12 protein-coding genes and 1 pseudogene are annotated in these 18,805 nt (G+C 53.7%); 6 read left to right on the forward strand and 7 right to left on the reverse strand.

Annotated elements, in window-relative coordinates; all coding sequences use genetic code 11:
• Positions 1-22 precede the first annotated feature (22 nt).
• The 3 genes from FYZ48_RS15580 to FYZ48_RS15590 form a co-directional block, all read right to left on the reverse strand.
• Positions 23-3,250 (reverse strand): DUF1549 domain-containing protein, encoded by a 3,228-nt coding sequence (locus tag FYZ48_RS15580; RefSeq protein WP_187782045.1) that lies wholly within the window; start codon positions 3,248-3,250, stop codon positions 23-25.
• Positions 3,251-3,340: 90 nt separating this feature from the next.
• Positions 3,341-5,053, reverse strand: coding sequence for a FecR domain-containing protein (locus FYZ48_RS15585; protein ID WP_149341923.1), 1,713 nt, complete (start codon positions 5,051-5,053; stop codon positions 3,341-3,343).
• Positions 5,050-5,607 (reverse strand): sigma-70 family RNA polymerase sigma factor, encoded by a 558-nt coding sequence (locus FYZ48_RS15590; protein ID WP_187782046.1) that lies wholly within the window; start codon positions 5,605-5,607, stop codon positions 5,050-5,052. The genes FYZ48_RS15585 and FYZ48_RS15590 overlap by 4 nt, the downstream gene beginning before the upstream one ends.
• Positions 5,608-6,033: 426 nt before the next feature.
• Here FYZ48_RS15590 and FYZ48_RS15595 point away from each other — a divergent pair, with 426 nt between their 5' ends.
• Both FYZ48_RS15595 and FYZ48_RS15600 read left to right on the forward strand, forming a co-directional pair.
• Positions 6,034-7,038 carry a DUF1559 domain-containing protein gene (locus FYZ48_RS15595; RefSeq protein ID WP_145036802.1) on the forward strand — a complete coding sequence of 335 codons (1,005 nt, stop codon included), beginning with the start codon at positions 6,034-6,036 and terminating at the stop codon, positions 7,036-7,038.
• A 195-nt stretch (positions 7,039-7,233) separates the two neighbouring features.
• On the forward strand, positions 7,234-7,668 hold the full coding sequence (locus FYZ48_RS15600) for a hypothetical protein (protein WP_149341925.1): 435 nt from the start codon (positions 7,234-7,236) through the stop codon (positions 7,666-7,668).
• A gap of 84 nt (positions 7,669-7,752) precedes the next feature.
• On the opposite strand, the gene FYZ48_RS15605 is transcribed toward FYZ48_RS15600, so the two are convergent.
• The 3 genes from FYZ48_RS15605 to coaD all read right to left on the reverse strand — a co-directional run bounded on the left by FYZ48_RS15605 (position 7,753) and on the right by coaD (position 12,183).
• Positions 7,753-10,824: a PVC-type heme-binding CxxCH protein gene (locus tag FYZ48_RS15605; RefSeq protein WP_187782047.1), complete on the reverse strand. Its 3,072-nt coding sequence runs from the start codon at positions 10,822-10,824 to the stop codon at positions 7,753-7,755.
• A 195-nt stretch (positions 10,825-11,019) separates the two neighbouring features.
• On the reverse strand, positions 11,020-11,613 hold the full coding sequence (locus FYZ48_RS15610; protein WP_149341929.1) for a thioredoxin family protein: 594 nt from the start codon (positions 11,611-11,613) through the stop codon (positions 11,020-11,022).
• Positions 11,614-11,652: 39 nt separating this feature from the next.
• Complete coding sequence (gene coaD, locus FYZ48_RS15615) at positions 11,653-12,183, reverse strand: pantetheine-phosphate adenylyltransferase (protein ID WP_145036794.1); 531 nt, start codon at positions 12,181-12,183, stop codon at positions 11,653-11,655.
• Positions 12,184-12,458: 275 nt separating this feature from the next.
• Between coaD and FYZ48_RS15620 the strand changes: the two genes are divergently transcribed.
• Together FYZ48_RS15620 and FYZ48_RS15625 are read left to right on the forward strand one after the other, a co-directional pair.
• A complete protein-coding gene (locus tag FYZ48_RS15620; protein WP_149341931.1) occupies positions 12,459-13,790 on the forward strand; it encodes an alpha/beta hydrolase in 1,332 nt (443 codons plus the stop codon).
• Positions 13,791-14,175: 385 nt separating this feature from the next.
• Positions 14,176-14,409 carry a BON domain-containing protein gene (locus FYZ48_RS15625; RefSeq protein WP_145036790.1) on the forward strand — a complete coding sequence of 78 codons (234 nt, stop codon included), beginning with the start codon at positions 14,176-14,178 and terminating at the stop codon, positions 14,407-14,409.
• Between the two features lie 123 nt (positions 14,410-14,532).
• Here the strand turns inward: FYZ48_RS15625 and plsY are convergent, their stop codons facing one another.
• A complete protein-coding gene (gene plsY, locus FYZ48_RS15630; protein ID WP_149342004.1) occupies positions 14,533-15,225 on the reverse strand; it encodes a glycerol-3-phosphate 1-O-acyltransferase PlsY in 693 nt (230 codons plus the stop codon).
• Between the two features lie 274 nt (positions 15,226-15,499).
• On the opposite strand from plsY, the pseudogene amrS reads away from it, so the two are divergent.
• Both amrS and amrB read left to right on the forward strand, forming a co-directional pair.
• Positions 15,500-16,630: pseudogene (gene amrS / locus FYZ48_RS29895) on the forward strand (AmmeMemoRadiSam system radical SAM enzyme); the annotation flags it as partial.
• A gap of 51 nt (positions 16,631-16,681) precedes the next feature.
• The gene (gene amrB, locus FYZ48_RS29900; protein WP_390625130.1) at positions 16,682-18,679 is read left to right on the forward strand and encodes an AmmeMemoRadiSam system protein B; all 1,998 of its coding nucleotides are present in this window, start codon (positions 16,682-16,684) and stop codon (positions 18,677-18,679) included.
• Positions 18,680-18,805: the final 126 nt, after the last annotated feature.

Raw genomic sequence — 18,805 nt, forward strand, 5'->3', positions numbered from 1 at the left:
TGATGGCGTTTCTGCTTGATCCTTAATCGAGATACAGAAAACCGTTGGAGTTCAACATCACGTGACACAAGTCAACGAGGGCCTGCTGTCGTGCATCGGCGCCTCCCGAACCAGCGGGAGCAGACAGATGCAGACGATCAGCCAGACTGTTTTTCAGCAGTCCCTGCTGTGTATTAAACTGCCAGAAACCGACCACCGACTCGGGCCGCTGTTCCGGATTGTTAATCAAAAGTTCTTCCTGGGTCAGTGCGGCACGAGACAGCCGGACATTGTCGAGCATCCCGTTCCAGCGACTGCCGGAGGTTTTCTCGCGACCGCCCAGAATAAAATCATGCCCCGGACGATAGTCGCCGACGACCTGATGCTTGACTGCAGCCGTCTGCACAGGTTCCTTCGAGTCGAGGGCTTTCACATAGAAGTGAATGCCGGACTCTCCGGTCTCTGAGATGTCGACGGTTGCGGCGACGTAATAAGGCTTATTGAGTTCCAGGTGGATATTGGAAGGCACAACTTCGTAAGTCAGTTTGCCTTCCTGGTTCTTACCGACAAACTGCAGAATCAGATTCCGCGGCTTGTAAGCAGACTTCTGACTGGTGACTCCCAGCGACCAACCCTGCTGTTTATTATTACCGGTCCAGTGAGAGGCGATCGTATTGACGGCGGCGTTCTCATAGATGGAATCCAGTTTGACGGTGGCTTCGATTGTGAAGTCTTCATCGGGCAACGCATGGGCCGGAGACAGGTGCAGATCATTCAACGTCGAGCCTTTACCCAGCTTGACCGCTTCCGCATCGGTCTGCGTGATCTGACCAACGTAGGTCTGCTGCTTAGATTCAGCTGCAGCTGCTACGCGTTTTTCCTGTGACTTAAGGAATCCGAGCATGAGATCAATTTCTGCTGGTTCCGGTTTTTTGCCGTAGGTTTTCTGATGCAGGAACGATACCAGTTCCCGGTCATCATTAAATGATTCCGGCTTAACTGTGCGGGCCATGGCTTTGGCACGCGACAGGAACCATTTTCCGTTGAGCATCAGCAGGGCCTGGTTTGCGGTCGTGGTGACATCCCGCTTGGCAGTACTCTGAATACCGCCCGGCAGATCGAACGCCCCGAGGACTTCATCCTGCTTATTCCGCTTCATGATGGTGTAGACACTGCGTCGCGGCTGGCTGGCACTGACACTGGGTCCACCCAGTTTTGTATCCAGTTCACCTGAAATCAGCAGTGCCGCATCGCGAATATCTTCCGCATTCAGACGACGGATATTTCCCCGCCAGTGCAGACGGTTCTGTGGATCTTTCAACTCAGCCGGTCCCGGATTGGGATGAAAGGCCGACAGACGGTAGGTCTTCGAATTCATGATCAACCGGTGCAGGCTCTTGATACTCCAGTTATTCTCGACGAAATAGGAGGTCAACCAGTCGAGCAGTTCGGGATGAGTCGGCGCTTCTCCCATGTGACCAAAGTCGTTGGAAGTCGCCACCAGACCAGTACCGAAATGATACTGCCAGACCCGGTTGGTCATCACACGGGTTGTGAGTCGGTTGTTGGGATCGACCATCCAGTTCGCCAGTGCAGTACGTCGCCCTGAAGAATGCGGGGCGGTAGAAATCTGCATAATCTCGGCTTCTCCAGGCTTCAGCAGCGAGAGGAATCCGGGATCGATGGGCGTATGGCTAGGATCATCGGGAATCGTGGTCACTGGTGGTGCACCGGGTGCGTCAGTAACACTCATACCGGTTGGCAGCGGCTTGGGCTTCAGATCATCGAAGGCCGCCAGTTGCTTGAGCAGTTCGTTGTATTTCTTGCCGTCATCCTTGTCGCTCTTCTTCAGAGAAGCCAGCGCTCGACTTTCCTGAATGTCGACCTGTCGCTGAATGAGATCGGCCAACTGGTGTTCCAGCGCGGTCCACTCTCCTTGTGGCTTAGCCATAATTTCCTGGAGGTCGGGCGGGAACATCTTGATCTGATTCGCAGCGGCCCGCTCCAGCTTACTTTTGGTGAGCTCATCAATCTGAGCACGAATATCAGCGGTTTTCTTTTCCCAGACTTCAAGTTTTTGATTGTATTCCGCCAGTTCCCGGGGTGTCACAAAAGGGACGTCATCGCGGGGCATCAGCGGAGCGAAGAAGGCCCGCAGGCGATAGTAGTCCTGGTTGGGAATCGGATCGAACTTGTGATCGTGGCAGCGGGCACAGCCCATGCTGACTCCCAGGAAGACATCCCCGGTAGCATCGGTGATATTATCCAGAATGTCATTCCACTGAGTACGGGAATCACGCTGGTTGTACTCGTAGAGGTAGTGTCTCAGGAAGCCGGTGGCCGCCAGAGCATTGGGATCTTCGGGAGCGATTTCATCGCCGGCCAATTGTTCCTTGACGAAGCGGGAATAAGGCTTGTCTGAATTGAATGACTCAATGACATAGTCCCGGTAACGCCAGATTTCGGGTCGGAACGCATCCTGGTTGAAACCATCCGATTCCGCATAGCGGACAACGTCCAGCCAGTGACGGGCCCACTTTTCGCCGTAGTGCGGGCTTTCCAGCAGCTCGTCAATCAGGCGTGGCCAGGCATCGGGAGAGGGATCATTCACGAAGGCGTTGATCTGCTCGACGGTGGGAGGCAGTCCCAGCAGGTCGAAGTAGGCACGACGAATCAGTGCCGTCCGGCTCGCTTCATCCGCGGGAGTAAGCCCTTCTTTTTTCAGGCGGCGATAGACGAAAGCATCGACCGGGTTCTTTGACCACTGTGACTGATCCACCTGGGGAACCTTGGGCTCCTCGACCGGCTGGAAGACCCAGAAGCTGCGATCTTCTTCGGTGAAGAAGGTTTCATTTTTCCGCTGTTTGATAACATGATCTTCGTGCTGTGGCCAGAACGCGCCTTCATCCACCCAGCGAGTCAGCACGGCAATCTCTTTATCGGAGAGCTTCTTCTCGGGTGGCATTTCGTATGATTCGTATTTGATCGCCTCGATCAGCAGACTTTCGGACGACTTTCCGGGCACGACCGAAGCGGAACCGCTCTCTCCCCCCTGCAGCATTGCTTTGAGAGAGTCCAGCCGCAGCTCGCCTTTCTGCTTCTTTTCGCCATGGCATTCCAGGCAGTGTTTAATCAGCAGGGGGCGTACATTTTTCTCGAAGAACTTCAACTGCTGATGCGCATCAGCGGCGTTCGGAGTTTGAGCTTTATCGGCTGCGTGGACCGCAGAGGCCGAGATCAACAGCAATAGACTGACAGCAAGGAGTCTCATGAATTTAGTCTCTTTCATTTAGCGACGCTGAAAATAAAAGGGTATCTATCTTCTGAACGTACTCGAATTTATTGTTATGCAGTAATGCAGTTATTTTTCAGTGGTATGTTTCAACGGAGGGAACCCGGCAATAAAGACCGGATCGACAATGTCCTGGTTGTCGAGGGCATCCTGAAGGAAGATTCCATCGACGGTCTGGCCTTCCGGGACTCCCAGGTCGGACAGATCAATGCCGACGGCCAGAGCTTTCGCGCCGACCACATGCCAGTTACCACCATTGCCGGTGGCTGATTCCAGTTCGCTGATCGATTGAATTGCATCCTGCTGATTCTTGTTCTTCTGCTGGAAAATATGCAGCCAGAATTTCTCGAGCAGCTGTGCTTCCGGAGAAGCCAGATCGATATCAAACTGTTCAACTTTGTGGGTTTTCAGTTTTGAGGAAAAAGGGAGCGGCGTGACATAAAAGGCATCGCCGGTGGTGCTATGCACGATGACCTGCAGATCGAACAGCACGATATCCGGACCGGCGTCGTTGACGATCGGCTGATGGAAACGAACTGCCATACCTGGTGTATTTGGTTGACGGGGATCGTTGACCGGATTCATTACCGGCGGAGTTGTCAGGGGACTGGTAGACCCGCCGGGATTGACAACACCTGTCAACAGACAGTGATCCTGATCGAGCAGATGACGACGAAGCGTTTCTGAATGATCATCGTTACCCGGATCGACGCCGTCATTCCGGGTCAGGAATGATTTCCCGGTGTAGTGTGTCAGCTCGACGCCAATCAGGTCTTCGATTTCGTATTGGTATTGTTTTCCGCCGCGCTGCACAGTCACGCATTTCAGGTCCTGGGCGCGGTTGCTGGGTCCCCTGGTCGTCGTATAAGTCACGATCCGGTCGGGCAGCTGGGAAACGTACTGGCTCTTGTCGAAGGGAATTTCGTCCACAACCAGACCATTGTTGGTCGTCAACCGCTGCGCCATGCCCCGGGTCAGACGTTTGGGAGGGATTTCGCAGGACGGATCCAGCTTGACGGGCCGGACATCGGTTTCCCCTTCAATCACCTGCACATCGGTGATACCAGCTTCTGAGACATTCACCGAGAAGCGGGTGCCATAATCGACAACGTTGGAGAGCGGGGTTTCGACGGTAAAGCCTTCAGCACCATCGGGAGCATAAACCGAACAGGCACCATAGCGTACCGCCAGATGCTCGCAGCCCTGGCTCTCAAAGACAGCAGGGCCTGTTAAAATCACTTCCGCGCCATTGGCAAAAATCAGCTGCAGTTGACCGGCTGAAATCGCGTATTCCTGACCTTCCTCGATTGGCGAACCAACTTTCAGCAGCGGTGCACCTTCTGCAAAACGGACTGCTGCGGTCTGGGTGACTTTTGCGAGCGGTGATTCGTCCAGGGCGGGAGTGGCGGGCCCCACCTGACTGAGCAGCGCGGGTGCCTGTGGCTGACTCAGAGCGACGAAACTAACGATGACTGTCACACAGATCAATGCGCTCATCAGCAACAGAACCTGGGACGTCTTCCAGACATTCTCGGGCAGTGTATTTGTCTGACTGGCGGGAGAAATATGCGGTTGAAATTCAAAGTCCGCGTCTGTCTGCTCGTCGTGCAGACGATCAAGATTCAGGTGCAGATCCAGATAGTTGAAATACTTTTCCCGGGCATCTGCATCGGTAGCCAGAATCTCTTCAAGCTGCTGGTGCTGCTCGGGCGTAATGCTTTCATTGCACAGTGCACCAAACAGCTCATACAGGATTTCGTTATGCTGATTGTTCTGGCTCATTTTCCCTCTCCTGTATATGACAACGTGCGTTCAATACAGTGAGTTAACTGACGGCGGATCTGATTCAGTCTGTTATATAATGTCTGAATGGCTGCTCCTGCGGCGTCCGCCAGTTCCTTGACAGGAGTCTGCTCACGATAGACCTGATTAATCAGTTCCCGGTCTTTATCTTTTAATTTCTTGATACATTCCTGCAACGTGCTGGCTCGCTGATCGAGTTTCAGCTGAGGAATCCCGGCCCGTTCGTCGGCAAGCTGTTCAATCACATCTTCCCGGAACTGCAGTCGTTTGCGTTGTGCCACCCTGATGAAGTTCTTGACCTCATAGAAGGCGACTCCACAGGCCCAGGAAAAAAAACTGCTCGACTCATCGTATTCGGGGAACTTCTTCCAGAGGATCAGACTGGTCCGCTGAAAAACGTCCTCAGCGTCATCCCTGTGAGGCAGCAGAGAAAAAATATACGAATAGATCTGGTTCCGATGCTGGGTAAATACATGCAGAAATTTCACATGCAAATCGTCGGAGATGTCAGTCGGGTGCTGTTCATTATCCATCGGAACGATTTCATTCATATTGTTGATTAATACGATACTGATTCGCGACCCGCTTTTCAAAAAGAAAGTCGCCTTATTAAGCTATCGTACACATAAAGAGCGACTTACCCCATCAATTGGGCAATTTTGATATAGATCGGAATCTTTCAAGGCTTAAACCCCGCAACTGTACGCCCGCACACTGCCCCTGCCGGCAAAATATGAGATATTTGTCAAATTTCAAAAAATATCCCGGTAAATCAACGTATTTACATACGAGTGCTTTACTGGGGCTCCTTGTTTGTTTTCTATTGCGACAAGGTCTGGTGAAGCCTATCTATTTCGCCCCTCTTTACGTACTGCGTTTCTCTGGACTCATTATTTTTTACTTGTTCCAGCTGAACAAATTATTTCCTCATAACCAGTTAAGAAAACAGGAACGACTCAATGAAGAATGTACGTCGCTCAAATTGCCAGCGGGGTTTTACCCTGATCGAACTGCTGGTGGTCATCGCAATTATTGCTATTTTAATCGCTCTGCTGTTACCAGCTGTACAGCAGGCTCGCGAAGCAGCCCGTCGCAGTACCTGCAAAAATAACCTGAAGCAGATCGGGCTGGCCATGCACAACTACCACGAAACCTTCGGAATGTTTCCCCCGGGTTACGTGGAAGAGATCCTGAACACCAATGGCGGCCATGTCGCCGACAACGAAGGTCACTGGGCCTGGAACGCTCTGCTGCTGCCTTATCTCGATCAGGCACCACTGTTTAACCAGCTCAACGTTGGTACCGTTCCTGTTTCGACCATGCTGAATAATGCCACAGTCCGCGGCTCCATGCAGAAAACTCTGCCCGTATTTCGTTGCCCTTCCGATACCGGCCCACAGATTCATGTCGAAGCCGGCCGCCGGATTATGGCCACTGGTGGATCTGAATACGGTCTGGCAGTCACAAACTACATTGCCTCCAACAACTCATACGGTTTGAAGAAAGACGCCGGTACCGATCCGACCAACTACGCCAACGGTGCCTTTTACCGGAACAGTAACGTACGGATGCGCGATCTGACCGACGGAAGCAGCAATGTGATTCTGGCTGGGGAACGGGCTTACAAGTTGGGTTCGAATAATGCGTTTGCGGGTGCCCTGTATGCTGCCCGTGACTACAACGCCACAGGCCCTGCCATCAGTTCTGCCGGTTCCAGTTCCAACCAGGGACTGATCTCGATCTTTGGTGGTGGCGCCGCTCCCATCAATGCGAATGCATCAACCGGACAGGGTCGTATCGCGTTCAGCAGTAAGCACGTTGGTGGAGCACACTTCCTGTTTGGCGATGGTCGCGTTGCTTTCCTGAGCGAGAACATCGATCACCGTGCCGCCTCCATTCCAGCCGACAGTACGTTCGAATATCTGATCGGCATCAATGACGGCAACGTCGTCGGCGAGTTCTAAACGACGCGGTCGTCCAGAGTGAATCTGTTTTCTTGAGAGACAAGCGGCCAATGCTGCTGCTTGTCTCTCTCTTATTTCGGATTACGCCTCTCTGTGCTGGGTTGAGATTCCACAAGCCCTGCTCTAAGATCGTCCTTTGCTTTTTCCCATACTTACACGGCGAATCGTCGCCGAAACGCGCTCAGGAGATGATGAATGAAATCGACAGGTAAACCAGCCTGGTTCTTATTGTTGTGTGCCCTGTGTCTGCCGCTGGTCGGCTGTGGTGGTGCCCCGACTGACCAGCCCGACCTGGGAACCGTCACCGGGACTGTCACCATGAATGGACAACCACTGACCGACGTGATGGTGGTATTCAGCCCCGAAAATGGTCGCTCCTCCATGGGAGTAACCGACGCCGAAGGTAACTACGAACTGGAATACGTGGGCGACACCAAGGGAGCCAAGATTGGCCAGCACAAAGTGAGTATCACGACGGCCCAGACCGACAGCTCTGAAGAATCCGGCGGCGAAGAGAGCGAAGCTCCGGCGAAAGAAACGATTCCTCCCATGTACAATTCGAAAACCACTCTGACCGAAGAGGTCAAACCGGGGGAGAACATCATCAACTTTACGCTCAGCACTGAATAATTCCACCCGCTGAACACAAAACATCAACGCCCCTGAATTCCATGGAATCAGGGGCGTTTTTGATGGTAATTCAGTGTTGTCCTCTCAGTTTTCCAGTGACAACAGATAAGCGATCAGATCGGCCATCTCCTGAGTCTGAATCTTTTTCTCAAAGCCTTCAGGCATCAGTGACTTGCCAGAACTTTTGATCTCGTCGATATTCTCTCGCAGGATGGTGACCTTTTTATTCTCTGCCTTCTTGAGCGTAATGCTGGAGGGCGTTTCATTCACAATGATTCCCGTTTCAATCAGCCCCTCATCGGTTACCACCACAAATTCCAGGTAGTTGGGAGAGACCTCTTTATTGGGGTCGAGCACATGCACCAGAATTTCGGAAGCAGTCCGGTTTTTAATGGTCGCCAGGTTCGGACCGACTTCGTAACCTTCCTGCCCCAGCCGGTGACAGGTCAGGCATTCACGTTTAAAGATTCGCTTTCCAGCTGAGAGATCTGTCTTCGCTGACAACGCAGGCTGATAGGCGGCGATAATCTCCCGACGCGGTCCCAGCACTTCACCGGCAAACAACTGTTTCGCCTGCTTCTGAATTTCCGGATTCGTACTCTTCATCAGAATATCGCGTCGGACCTGCGGAATCTGGCTCAAGGAAACCGTGCGATCCTCGAGTGCAGCGAACAGCTGCAGGATCCAGTCCTGCCTTCTGAGCAGACGGTCCACTATTTCTCTTCTGATCGCGGGAGTCAACGAAGGATATTTTTCCAGCAGCAGATCCGCCACCCGGGGATCGGCAAAACTGGTGAGTGCGACCACCACCGCCGACTGCAGCTCCTGAGTTTCGCGCGCATCCAGTAACGGCAGCAGGGCTGACTGTGCTGCAACCAGATCGGTGCAACTCAGCAGGTCAATAGATCCCAGCCGTCTGGCAGAGGTTTCCCGCCGGTCAGCTGCGGTTTTCTTTGCCTGTGAGATCTGCGTGCGGATCAGGCGAGCAGCATCCGTATTCTCAGCGGTCGCATACAGCAACAGTGATTTACCGCTGCGCTTCAGACCCTCTCCCAGCCCACGCAGGAGCTCAGTCTGCACCGCAGCCGTCTGCCGGGGTTGATCGGGAAAATTATAGCGGGCTGCCAGTTCAAGGATTCGTTCGACTTCTGCGGGCTGCTGTCGTGTCCCGATCACATTGGCCAGTTGACTCAATAGAGGACGTGCCTGAGGGCTGGCTGCAAATTTGACATCTGAGAGCAGGCTTGCCAGGAAATCCGCCGTCGAATCGGACAACGAACTGAGCACCGCCGTCCGGATCCAGGAATCACCGTAATCCTGGCGCACAATCGTGTAGAGTGCTTTCGCTGCTTCCGGTCCTGTCACTTCTCCCAGGGTAAAAGCCGTCTGGAACCGGACGCGGGAATCGTCGTCTTTCGCCAGCGCAATGACCTTCTTTTTCAGCGCTGCGCTCCGATTCAATTCCGGCTCCGCCAGCCTGATCCCGGCCCGCCTGATTTCCGGTTCACTGTCAGACAGGGCCTGCAGCAGCAGCGCTTCATTCAGTGCCTTGAGTCCCTGCAGAGACCAGAGTGCGTGCAGTCGCGCCAGGGCAGACGGGCTCTGCTGGAAGAGTTGAATCAGCAGAGGGATCGCCCGGGGATCCTGGCGTTCATAGATCAGTCGATGCGCGGTATCACGCCACCAGACATTCGGATTTTCCAGTTCAGCAACCAGTCGATTGATATCAGCTTCGCCCAGTCGCGGTGGTTCCGGTTTCTGGAAGCCATCCGGATATTTCGCAGGCAGCATCCGATAAATACGACCTCGATCGCGTCCGCTGGTGAGATCCAGATGGGCTTTGATATCCTCGGGCATCGACCAGGGATGCTCGATGTTCTCGCGATACATGTCGAGTACGTGCAGCGTCCCATCGGGGGCGTTCAGAAAGTTGACTGGCCGGAACCAGTTATCGGTCGACGCCAGGAATTCCACTTTTTCATGGGCGCGATCTGCTTTAAACGTTACCCCGTCCGGTGCGACCCGATACCGCATCACGAGATTGCCGGCCACTTCACCGATGAAGGCATTGTTATAATACTCGGATGGATAAGCGGCACCCCGATAGAAGGTAATCCCGGCAGCGGAAGTCACAAAACCGGTGGCATGCTTCTCACTGCTGGGTGAGCGAGAGTCCGGATCATTGGAGAGACGGCGGGCATTGATGATCCGCCAGGGTTCGGGAGGACTGACGCGATAGACGGCAATCGAATCGCCGGCATTGGCAACATCATTGATGGCCGAAGTCACCGGCAGATAACGATTCCGCTGCAGATACTTTGTCGGCAGAACAATGTGCATCAGCGGGTTGCGGATGTTACAGATGAACCTGTTGCCCCAGTCATCGAAAGTATTTCCGAAGCGGGCGCCCCCTGAAATCACTTCGAATGTTTCTGTATCTGCATCAAAGCGGAAATCCCGACGTCCCATGTTGATCGGATCACTCTTGGGAGCCCCCACGACCTGGATGACTCCGCCGTTACTCCCCCCTGCACCATAGATCTGATGATCGAGGCCCCACTTGAGGTTATTCATCACGGCCTGCACATTGTACTTGCGAAAGCCGGTGAAGACTTTGCGTTTGATATCGGCTTTATGATCGCCGTCCGTATCTTTGAAATACCAGATATCGGGAGTCGCTGAGACATAGACGCCCCCTTTCCAGAAGGCCAGACCGGTGGGCCAGGAGAGCCCCTCGGCAAAGATCGTCGAACGATCGAACTTGCCGTCCCCGTCGACATCTTCCAGCACACGCACTTTGCCGATCGGTGCTGACTTCTGCTCAGCCCAGGCTTCATCTTTTGATTTATCCGTGTAGGGATAATCATTCATCTCGATCACATACGCGAGCCCGTTCTCGTCATACTGCATCGCTACCGGATCGGTGACTAAAGGTTCCGCCGCCAGCAGTTCCATGCGAAAACCGTTGAGCAAGCGGAAGGTCGCTTCTGCTTTGTCCGGTGCGGTCGGTTCCAGATGAGGCAGCTTTTCAGCCAGCGAATCGTTTGGCATCGGGCGATTCTCAGCGGAAGTAATGCGACCAAGGTTGATCGCTCCGATCGCGAGAATGGTTCCCACAGTGAGTAGCAGAGTCGGTTTGCAGAGAATAGAACGCATCAGAAACCTCTCAACGGCTAAAGTGACATCCTGCAGTGCACAGAACATTAAGAAGGAAGGTTAATAAATTGTAGGCACTGGTCCCGCCTGATTACAAGCGAGCTCCTCTGGAACCCCGACTTTTGAGAACCGCGCATAAAAAAACTCTCTCCGCCGACAGCGAAGAGAGTTGAGTTCGTGTAGCTGATACTGCGCTTAAACAGCAGGCTGACCGGTGAAGTATTCCGGTTCCATGCCTTCTTTCCATTTAATGTTGCAGCCGATGCTGGGCTTCTGATTTTCGGTGACCGGATCTCCAGCGATCACGGCATCACAGGCCGCTTTGAGGTCGGCACCAGTCACGGCTTTGTCATTCCCGGGACGGCTGTCGTCGAACTGGCCACGATAGACGAGTTTCTGCTCCTGATCGAACAGGAAGAAGTCGGGAGTACAGGCTGCTTTGTAAGCCTTGGCAACTTCCTGAGTCCCATCGTAGAGATAAGGGAAGTTGTAGCCTGCGGATTTTGCTTCTTCGACCATCTTTTCCGGACTGTCATCAGGGTGAGTGGCGACATCGTTGGCACTGATGCCGACGACTGCCAGTCCTTTAGCCATGTATTCATCGGCAAATGCAGCCAGTGCCTCGCGGAGGTGAATCACGAAGGGGCAGTGATTGCACATGAAGATGACCAGCAGGCCTTTGGAATCTTTAAAATCGCTGAGCGATACCGTCTGTCCGTCGACATTCTTCAGTGAAAAGTCGGGGGCCTGCGTTCCGAGGGGTAACATTGTTGAGGCAGTTTTGACCATGGTATGTTCTCCTTTCTCAATCGATCAGGAAGTATTACGCTATTCCTGAGCAGAAGTTTTTGATGCAAATTTTTCGATCAGGGGAGCGACCACCTGACGGGGTACGAAGTCCCTGAGTTTCTCTTCAGCCACATCACCGCCCAGTTGCGCGATCTGTTTAATCAGCGAACTGGAGATGTGCGTGTATTTTTCACTGGCCATCAGGAAGACCGTTTCGATATCACCTGACAGCGTGCGGTTAGCCAGCGACATCGTGAATTCTGCTTCCACATCGGTCAGGGTGCGCAACCCGCGAAGCATGACGCCGCCGCCACACTCTTTTACGAAGTTGACAGCCAGCCCCTGGAAGCATTTGACTTCCACATTCGGACAGTTCTGTACGAGCAGTTCCAGCAGTTGTTGTCGTTCCTCGGGGGAAAACAGCGGACGTTTATCGGGGTTGATCCCGATGCCCACGGTGATCTTGTCGTAAATCACCGCGCCCCGTTCCACAATATCCAGATGACCCAGGGTTGGTGGATCAAAACTGCCGACATAAACAGCATGATGTGGATTGAGCGAACCTGTCACGACACTGCCTTTCCTCTCCGGGGGTGATCAATAACTCCTTTCATTGTAGCTGGATTCGCAATTGATCCAAACGGACAGCCTCCACTTTCTCTGATGAATCAACAGATTTGAATTCCAACCGCGGTCTGAATTGAAAATCAACTCGACACCTAGTGTAATAGGATCTGTAATTTCAAGTTCAGGCAATCCGGGAAAGCCAGGTTGCCTCTGCCATAGAATCTTCCCTGATCTGCCAGAGGGCATTTACAGAGATCATTTACCAGGAGTCTCCTGCCATGCGATTGTCACCTCGCCCATCAACTGTCTCGCTGTCCGTCTGGGCCGGCGTAATGCTGTGTCTCATCAATCCGCTGACCGCTGCACCTCAGACGCTGCAGGAAGTTTCTGAATTACTACAGGCTCCTGTCAGTCAGGCTAATCAGAAACAGGTGCTGGAATTTTTCAAAAAGAAATACCAGAAAGAAAAGGATCTCACCAAAGGGGACCAGAAGTATCTGATTCAGAAGACCGACGATGGTGGCGGCTACGCCGGCTGGTTCTTCAAAGCACAGCCGGGTGACCAGGTTGTTATTTTCGCTGAGAAAGGCCGCTCATGGCCGATGATCGAGCTGGGAAATACCGGTTACTTTGCCCGGGTGGAACGTTTCCCGAACTTCTCCTCAGTCCATTATCGTTATGACGTTAACGGCGACCGTTTACCGGCCGGCAAAAACAGTCGTTTCGGGTTCGAAAGCTATGAATGGAAACCCGAAAGCGTGAAACAGACTGGCGTCCCAGAGGGTACGCTCACCAAGATGCCCACCTTTGAAAGTCAGAAACATTATCCCGGCACCGTGCGTGACTGGTGGGTCTATGTGCCAGCGCAATACAAAGACTCCAAGACTCCAGCCAAGCTGATCGTCTTCGCGGATGGCGGCGGTTACTGTCACAATGACGGAAATGCGACTATCGTGCTGGACAACCTGATCCACGCGAAAAAAATTCCGGTGACCATCGCCGTCTTCATCAATCCGGGCGTCTTCCCTGCCGGCACGAAAGGGAAGCAGGAAGTCCGCAACCGCAGCAATGAATACGATACCTGCACCGCGCAGTATGCCACATTCCTCGATGAAGAGATGCTGCCCATCGTTCGCAAAGAATACCGGATCTCGGACAAGCCGGAAGATCATATTTTCTGTGGTGCCTCTTCTGGAGGAAGCTGTGCCTTCACGGCTGCCTGGCATCGGAATGACCTGTTCGGCAAAGTGATCTCATTTGTCGGCAGTTTCTGTGACTTCCGCGGAATCGACGATTACCCGTCCCGCGAAAAAAACACGCTGCCTCTCGACCAGTTTGGTCCATGGAAAACCGCCCACGATTACCCGGGTCTGATCCGTAAACAGTATCCTCAAAAGAAGATCAAAGTCTTTCTGCAGGACGGAGATAACGACTTGGACAACAAGCTGGGCAACTGGTTTTTGAACAATGAACGGATGGCAGCCGCGTTGGCTTACAGTGGCTACGAATACTGGTTCGTTGAAGGGCATGGCATGCACAGCAGCCGGCACGGAAAAGCCGTTCTGCCAGAAGCACTGGTCTGGATCTGGCAGTCCGATTCAGAGAAATAACGAGCAGGGTTTCAAGCGAGTTATTTCCCTCGAATCGTACCATTCGTTCACAATTTTATTTGACGAACGAGAGACAGGTCGATAAATTTACTTCATTAAATATTCAGTGGGGGATCTTCCGGTTGCGGGCTTCAGCGACAGGACCCTGGAGCCAGCGACTGTTCCGTCTCCCCTGAATTTCAGGAAGTATTCAATTAAGATTTACGCTGACAGAAATGAGCTTAGCGTTCTACCCGGTGTGGAACAGTGTCTGCTGACTGAAGTTTCCAGAGATTGCTGCCTCAGAGTTACCTGCCTTGAACGTCATCACAGCCTGGATTGTGCGCTGGCTGGAACACAAGTGATTGTCTGTTAGTACTTTTACTGATTTCAAGGAGGATCGCTTATGACCGTCGAAACCTACTCTCAAAAAGCCAGGAAGCTATCAGAAAAAATTGAACAGACCATTGCCCTGAGAACCGGCAGTCAGGTTCAGTCGCTGAAAGTGGATATTCTGGGAGAGATCGTCGTGCTTTCGGGACGCACTGATTCCTTTTACCACAAACAGCTGGCAACCCACGCCGCACTGAGTGAAATCGATCAGTACGCCCTCACCAACAACATTCGCGTTGAATCCTGATCGAGGTCTGCTTTCCTGCAGGATTCAGGAAAGGTCCCACACCGTATTGGAATCTGAGCCAGCGACAGGATCAGGATGATCTCTCGCGGCTGATTCCCCGACTATCAACCGACTCGAAACCGTTCAGCCCTCTGACTGCTCACCGGCTGAGGTGGACTCGGTGCCCTCTTTGTTTCGGCTGCCAAACTGAAACTTCTTCTCTTCCCCCCGCATGATCCGACCCAGATTGCTGCGATGACGGATAATAATCAACAGGGGTACCGCGATGCTGAATGCGGTCAGACTCCATTTATCCCGCGTGAAGGCTGCACTTCCCAACTGCACGAACTGGGCGATACCAAACGCGAGTGCCGCCACAATCGAGCTGAGCGCCACGATCCGCGAAACAAAAAATGTCAGGGCAAATGCCCCGACAGCCGCCAGGGTTGACCAGGGGCCCAGTACCAGAATCACACCCAGACTGGTCGCAACTCCTTTACCTCCGCGAAACCCAAGCCAGACCGGAAACATGTGCCCGACAATCGTGGCAATGCCACTCAAAACGCGGGCATGATCGAAGTCGGGGGAATCCGGGCTGACAAACAGCGCGGGAATGAACAGGACCGGCAACAGTCCTTTCAGTGCATCGAGCACCAGTACCACAATACCCCATTTGGCGCCTAACGTGCGGGCCACGTTCGTCGCACCGATGTTTCCACTGCCGACCTTACGGATATCGGTGCCGGCAACCAGCCTGGCTGTCACCAGGCCAAAAGGAATGGAACCGGCCAGATAGGAGAGGACCGCGACAAAAAACCAGAAATAATCTGTAAACATCAGCAGGGGCGATTCGTATAATAAAGTCAGAGGCATGACAGGACGTTTTCTGTGCCAGTGATAATACCCGACAGCGGTAGATGAGCACAACGACAGGTCCTGACGCCAGTTATAAATAATCAACATCAGTACCCACCAGCCGGGGTCCAGCGATAGTTCTATTCGCCTCCCCGGTTAAAAATCTGACAAACTGTTAGCCCTGTCCCCTTGAATGTATTATTCTGAACAGGACAGGGCTCCCTTCTCTGATACTCTGTTTCTCTCTCACAAAACAATGACAGAAAAAGCACTCCCAATTCTCTCGTCCGGCCATGCATCTCAATCGGATCGCGATCAGGGCCTGTATCCCGCGCGCTGGTGGCATCGTGAGGCAGAAAAGATCGTTTGTGATCTCTGTCCCCGTGCCTGCGCTCTGGGGGAAAATGATCGAGGATTCTGCTTTGTCCGCCAGAATCTGGGCGGTGAAATGGCACTGACCACCTTTGGTCGCAGTACCGGGTTCTGCGTCGATCCGATCGAAAAGAAACCACTCAACCATTTTTATCCCGGTTCGAGCGTGCTGTCTTTCGGCACCGCAGGCTGTAACCTGGGTTGTAAGTTCTGTCAGAACTGGGACATTTCCAAATCGCGGGAAATCGAACGTTTGAGCGCCCGGGCTTTCCCGGAAGAAATTGCCCACGTCGCCGCACAACTGGGCTGCCAGAGTGTCGCGTTTACCTACAACGACCCGATCATCTGGTCGGAATATGCGATCGAAACTTCCAAAGCCTGTCACTCCCGGGGTGTCAAAACGGTCGCTGTGACAGCAGGTTACATCACCGAGTCGGCCCGCGCGGATTTCTTTGAGCACATTGACGCCGCCAATATCGACCTCAAAGCGTTTACCGAGGAATTTTACTACCGCATTACGTTGTCTCATCTCCAACCTGTCCTGGATACCCTGGGCTGGTTAAAACGGGAAACGGATGTCTGGTTCGAAATAACCAATTTAGTGATTCCCCAGGCCAATGATGATGACGACGAATTCCAGCGGATGTGTGACTGGATCCTCAACGAAGTGGGAGACGAGGTCCCACTGCACTTCTCTGCCTTCCATCCGGACTTCCGCATGCTGGACCGGGGTGGCACTCCCCCAGAAACTCTGATCCGGGCCCGTGAGATCGCACTCGCCGCCGGTTTAAAATATGCCTACACCGGAAACGTGAATGATGTCCGCCGACAGAGTACTTATTGTCCCTCTTGTGGCGAGACACTGATTGAACGCAACTGGTACCAGCTCGGAAAGTATGCCCTGAACGGCAACCGCTGTCAGTATTGTAACACGCAGATTGCCGGACATTTCGATCAACGACCGGGCGACTGGGGTCAAAAGCGACTCCCCGTGGATATGCAGTCATTTTTGAAACAGCATCCACTCCCTTCTTCTTCCAGCGAACAGCAGAAAGGTTCCACGTCGATGCAAAGCAATTCCACGACTGCCAGGATCGAACTTTCTCCCGAACATCATCAGAGACTGCTGCAGAAAGCGGCTGCGGTGGTAGTGGGAACTGCGACTCGCACCGTGCCGGCCGAGATCGCTTTGGAAGAACTGGAAACCATGGTCATCAATGGTGCGTTTGTGAGCCTCAAACGGCAGGGGCAGCTGCGGTCCTGCTGTGGTAACTTCGGTCAGCCCCTTCCGCTGGGACAGGCGCTCCACCAGGCAGCCATCCGCGCCGCGAAAGACGACCCGCGGTTTCCCCCCATCTCACCAAGTGAAATCGAACAACTGGACGTCGAAGTCTGGCTGCTCTCCGATCTGGAGCTGGTAGAAGAACAGGGCCTCGATCGTTTGAAGGCGGTTCAGGTCGGCCTGCATGGACTGCAGATTCGCGCCGATGGCCGCAGCGGATTATTACTGCCCGGGGTGCCATTGGATCATGGCTGGAATGAAGAGGAATTTCTGAACCAGACCTGCATCAAGGCAGGGCTCCCTCCGACCGCATGGAAAGATCCGGGAACCACGCTGCTCCGCTATCAGGGCGTTTCCTGTAAGGCCAAACTGGTCGAGATGCTGGATGCACCGCTGGAGAAAGTAGCGACTCAGATTCTGAGTCACCGCGAGTTCGCTCAGTATCAGCAGTACATCCAGTCAACGATCGAGGCATTAAGACTGGGACAGGTTCCTTCCTACTATTGCCCGCAAGTCTCGGATGCCAACATTCAGGGAGTGGCCCTGATCCTGATTCACGAGAACACTTCGGAAGAACTGGTACTCTCCAAATGGGCGTTGAAGCAGTCGTTCCCGATGCAGTCGACCGTCTTCTCCATGTGCCAGCAACTCGCGCAGATCATTGCCCGACAGAATTTGAGGCCGGGTGAATTCCAGGTCAAACTGGTACTGGCGACCGATCCCGCCCTGCATGGCCCGGTCGAAGGACTTAATCTGGAGAACTTCGATTCCCGCAACCGCAGTCTGCTCGTGATCGAAGGTCAGAAAACAGGCTGGTTCTATCAGCGGGAAGAGTCCGCAGCCGAAATCATCTCTCGGGCCCAGGAGTCAATGTCGCTGATGCAGCTGGAAACTGCCCAGGTCGCCAGCATGGCCACACAGTCAGCCGTACCCCGGTTTGAGATCGTCAATCGGCCCCGGGCAGAACTGGGAACGGAAATCCGCCCCACGGGAGTTGCAGGCACGTTTTACCCTGCCGACCCCGAGAGCGTGGAAACGCAGTTGGACGAACTGTTTCGCGACGAAGCGGAACCTCACACATGGGCTGCAGCCATGGTGCCTCATGCAGGCTGGAAGTACTCCGGCAAGATCGCTGCTGATGTTCTACAGCGAATCAAACTACCCTCCTCGATTATCGTGATCGGCCCCAAGCACACGCGGGAGGGCGTGGAATGGGCGGTGGCCCCTCACAAGGTCTGGCAACTGCCTAATGGAAACCTCGAAGCGGACGTCACTCTCGCACGCCGACTGGCTGAGGAGATCCCCGGGCTGGAACTCGATGCCGCCGCACATCGGAGTGAGCATGCCATCGAAGTCGAACTCCCCTTGATCAAACGTCTGGCCCCCGATTCCCACGTCGTCGGCATCGCCTTCGGCGGAGGAAACCTGCAGCAATGCGACGATTTCGCGGCGGGGCTGGCTCGGGTCATCGAACAACGGGACGAACCGCCTCTGTTGCTGATCTCCAGCGATATGAATCACTTCGCCACGGATGCGGAAAACCGGCGACTGGATCAACTGGCCCTGGAAAAGATGGACGCCCTTGACCCTGATGGTCTGCTGGAGACGGTGCGGGCACAGCATATTTCCATGTGTGGTGTGCTGCCCGCCGTGATTGTGATGAAGACCCTCCAGAAAATGGGTAAGCTGAGTCGGGTGGAGCGAGTGGGCTATGCAACTTCGGGCGATGTGACCGGCGATCGATCGCGGGTCGTCGGATATGCAGGCCTCTTGATCAACTGATGACCGCCGATTGCGGCAAGTCCAGCGGGTTTCCCGGGAATCGTCAAAATTGATGGTGACCCCAGAGCCGGTTTTCTACTAAAATCCCGACTCTGTTAAATGTTACTGTTGTCACTGACGCGTCAA

Origin of the sequence: Gimesia chilikensis (assembly GCF_008329715.1) — a bacterium.
Lineage (GTDB): Bacteria > Planctomycetota > Planctomycetia > Planctomycetales > Planctomycetaceae > Gimesia > Gimesia chilikensis.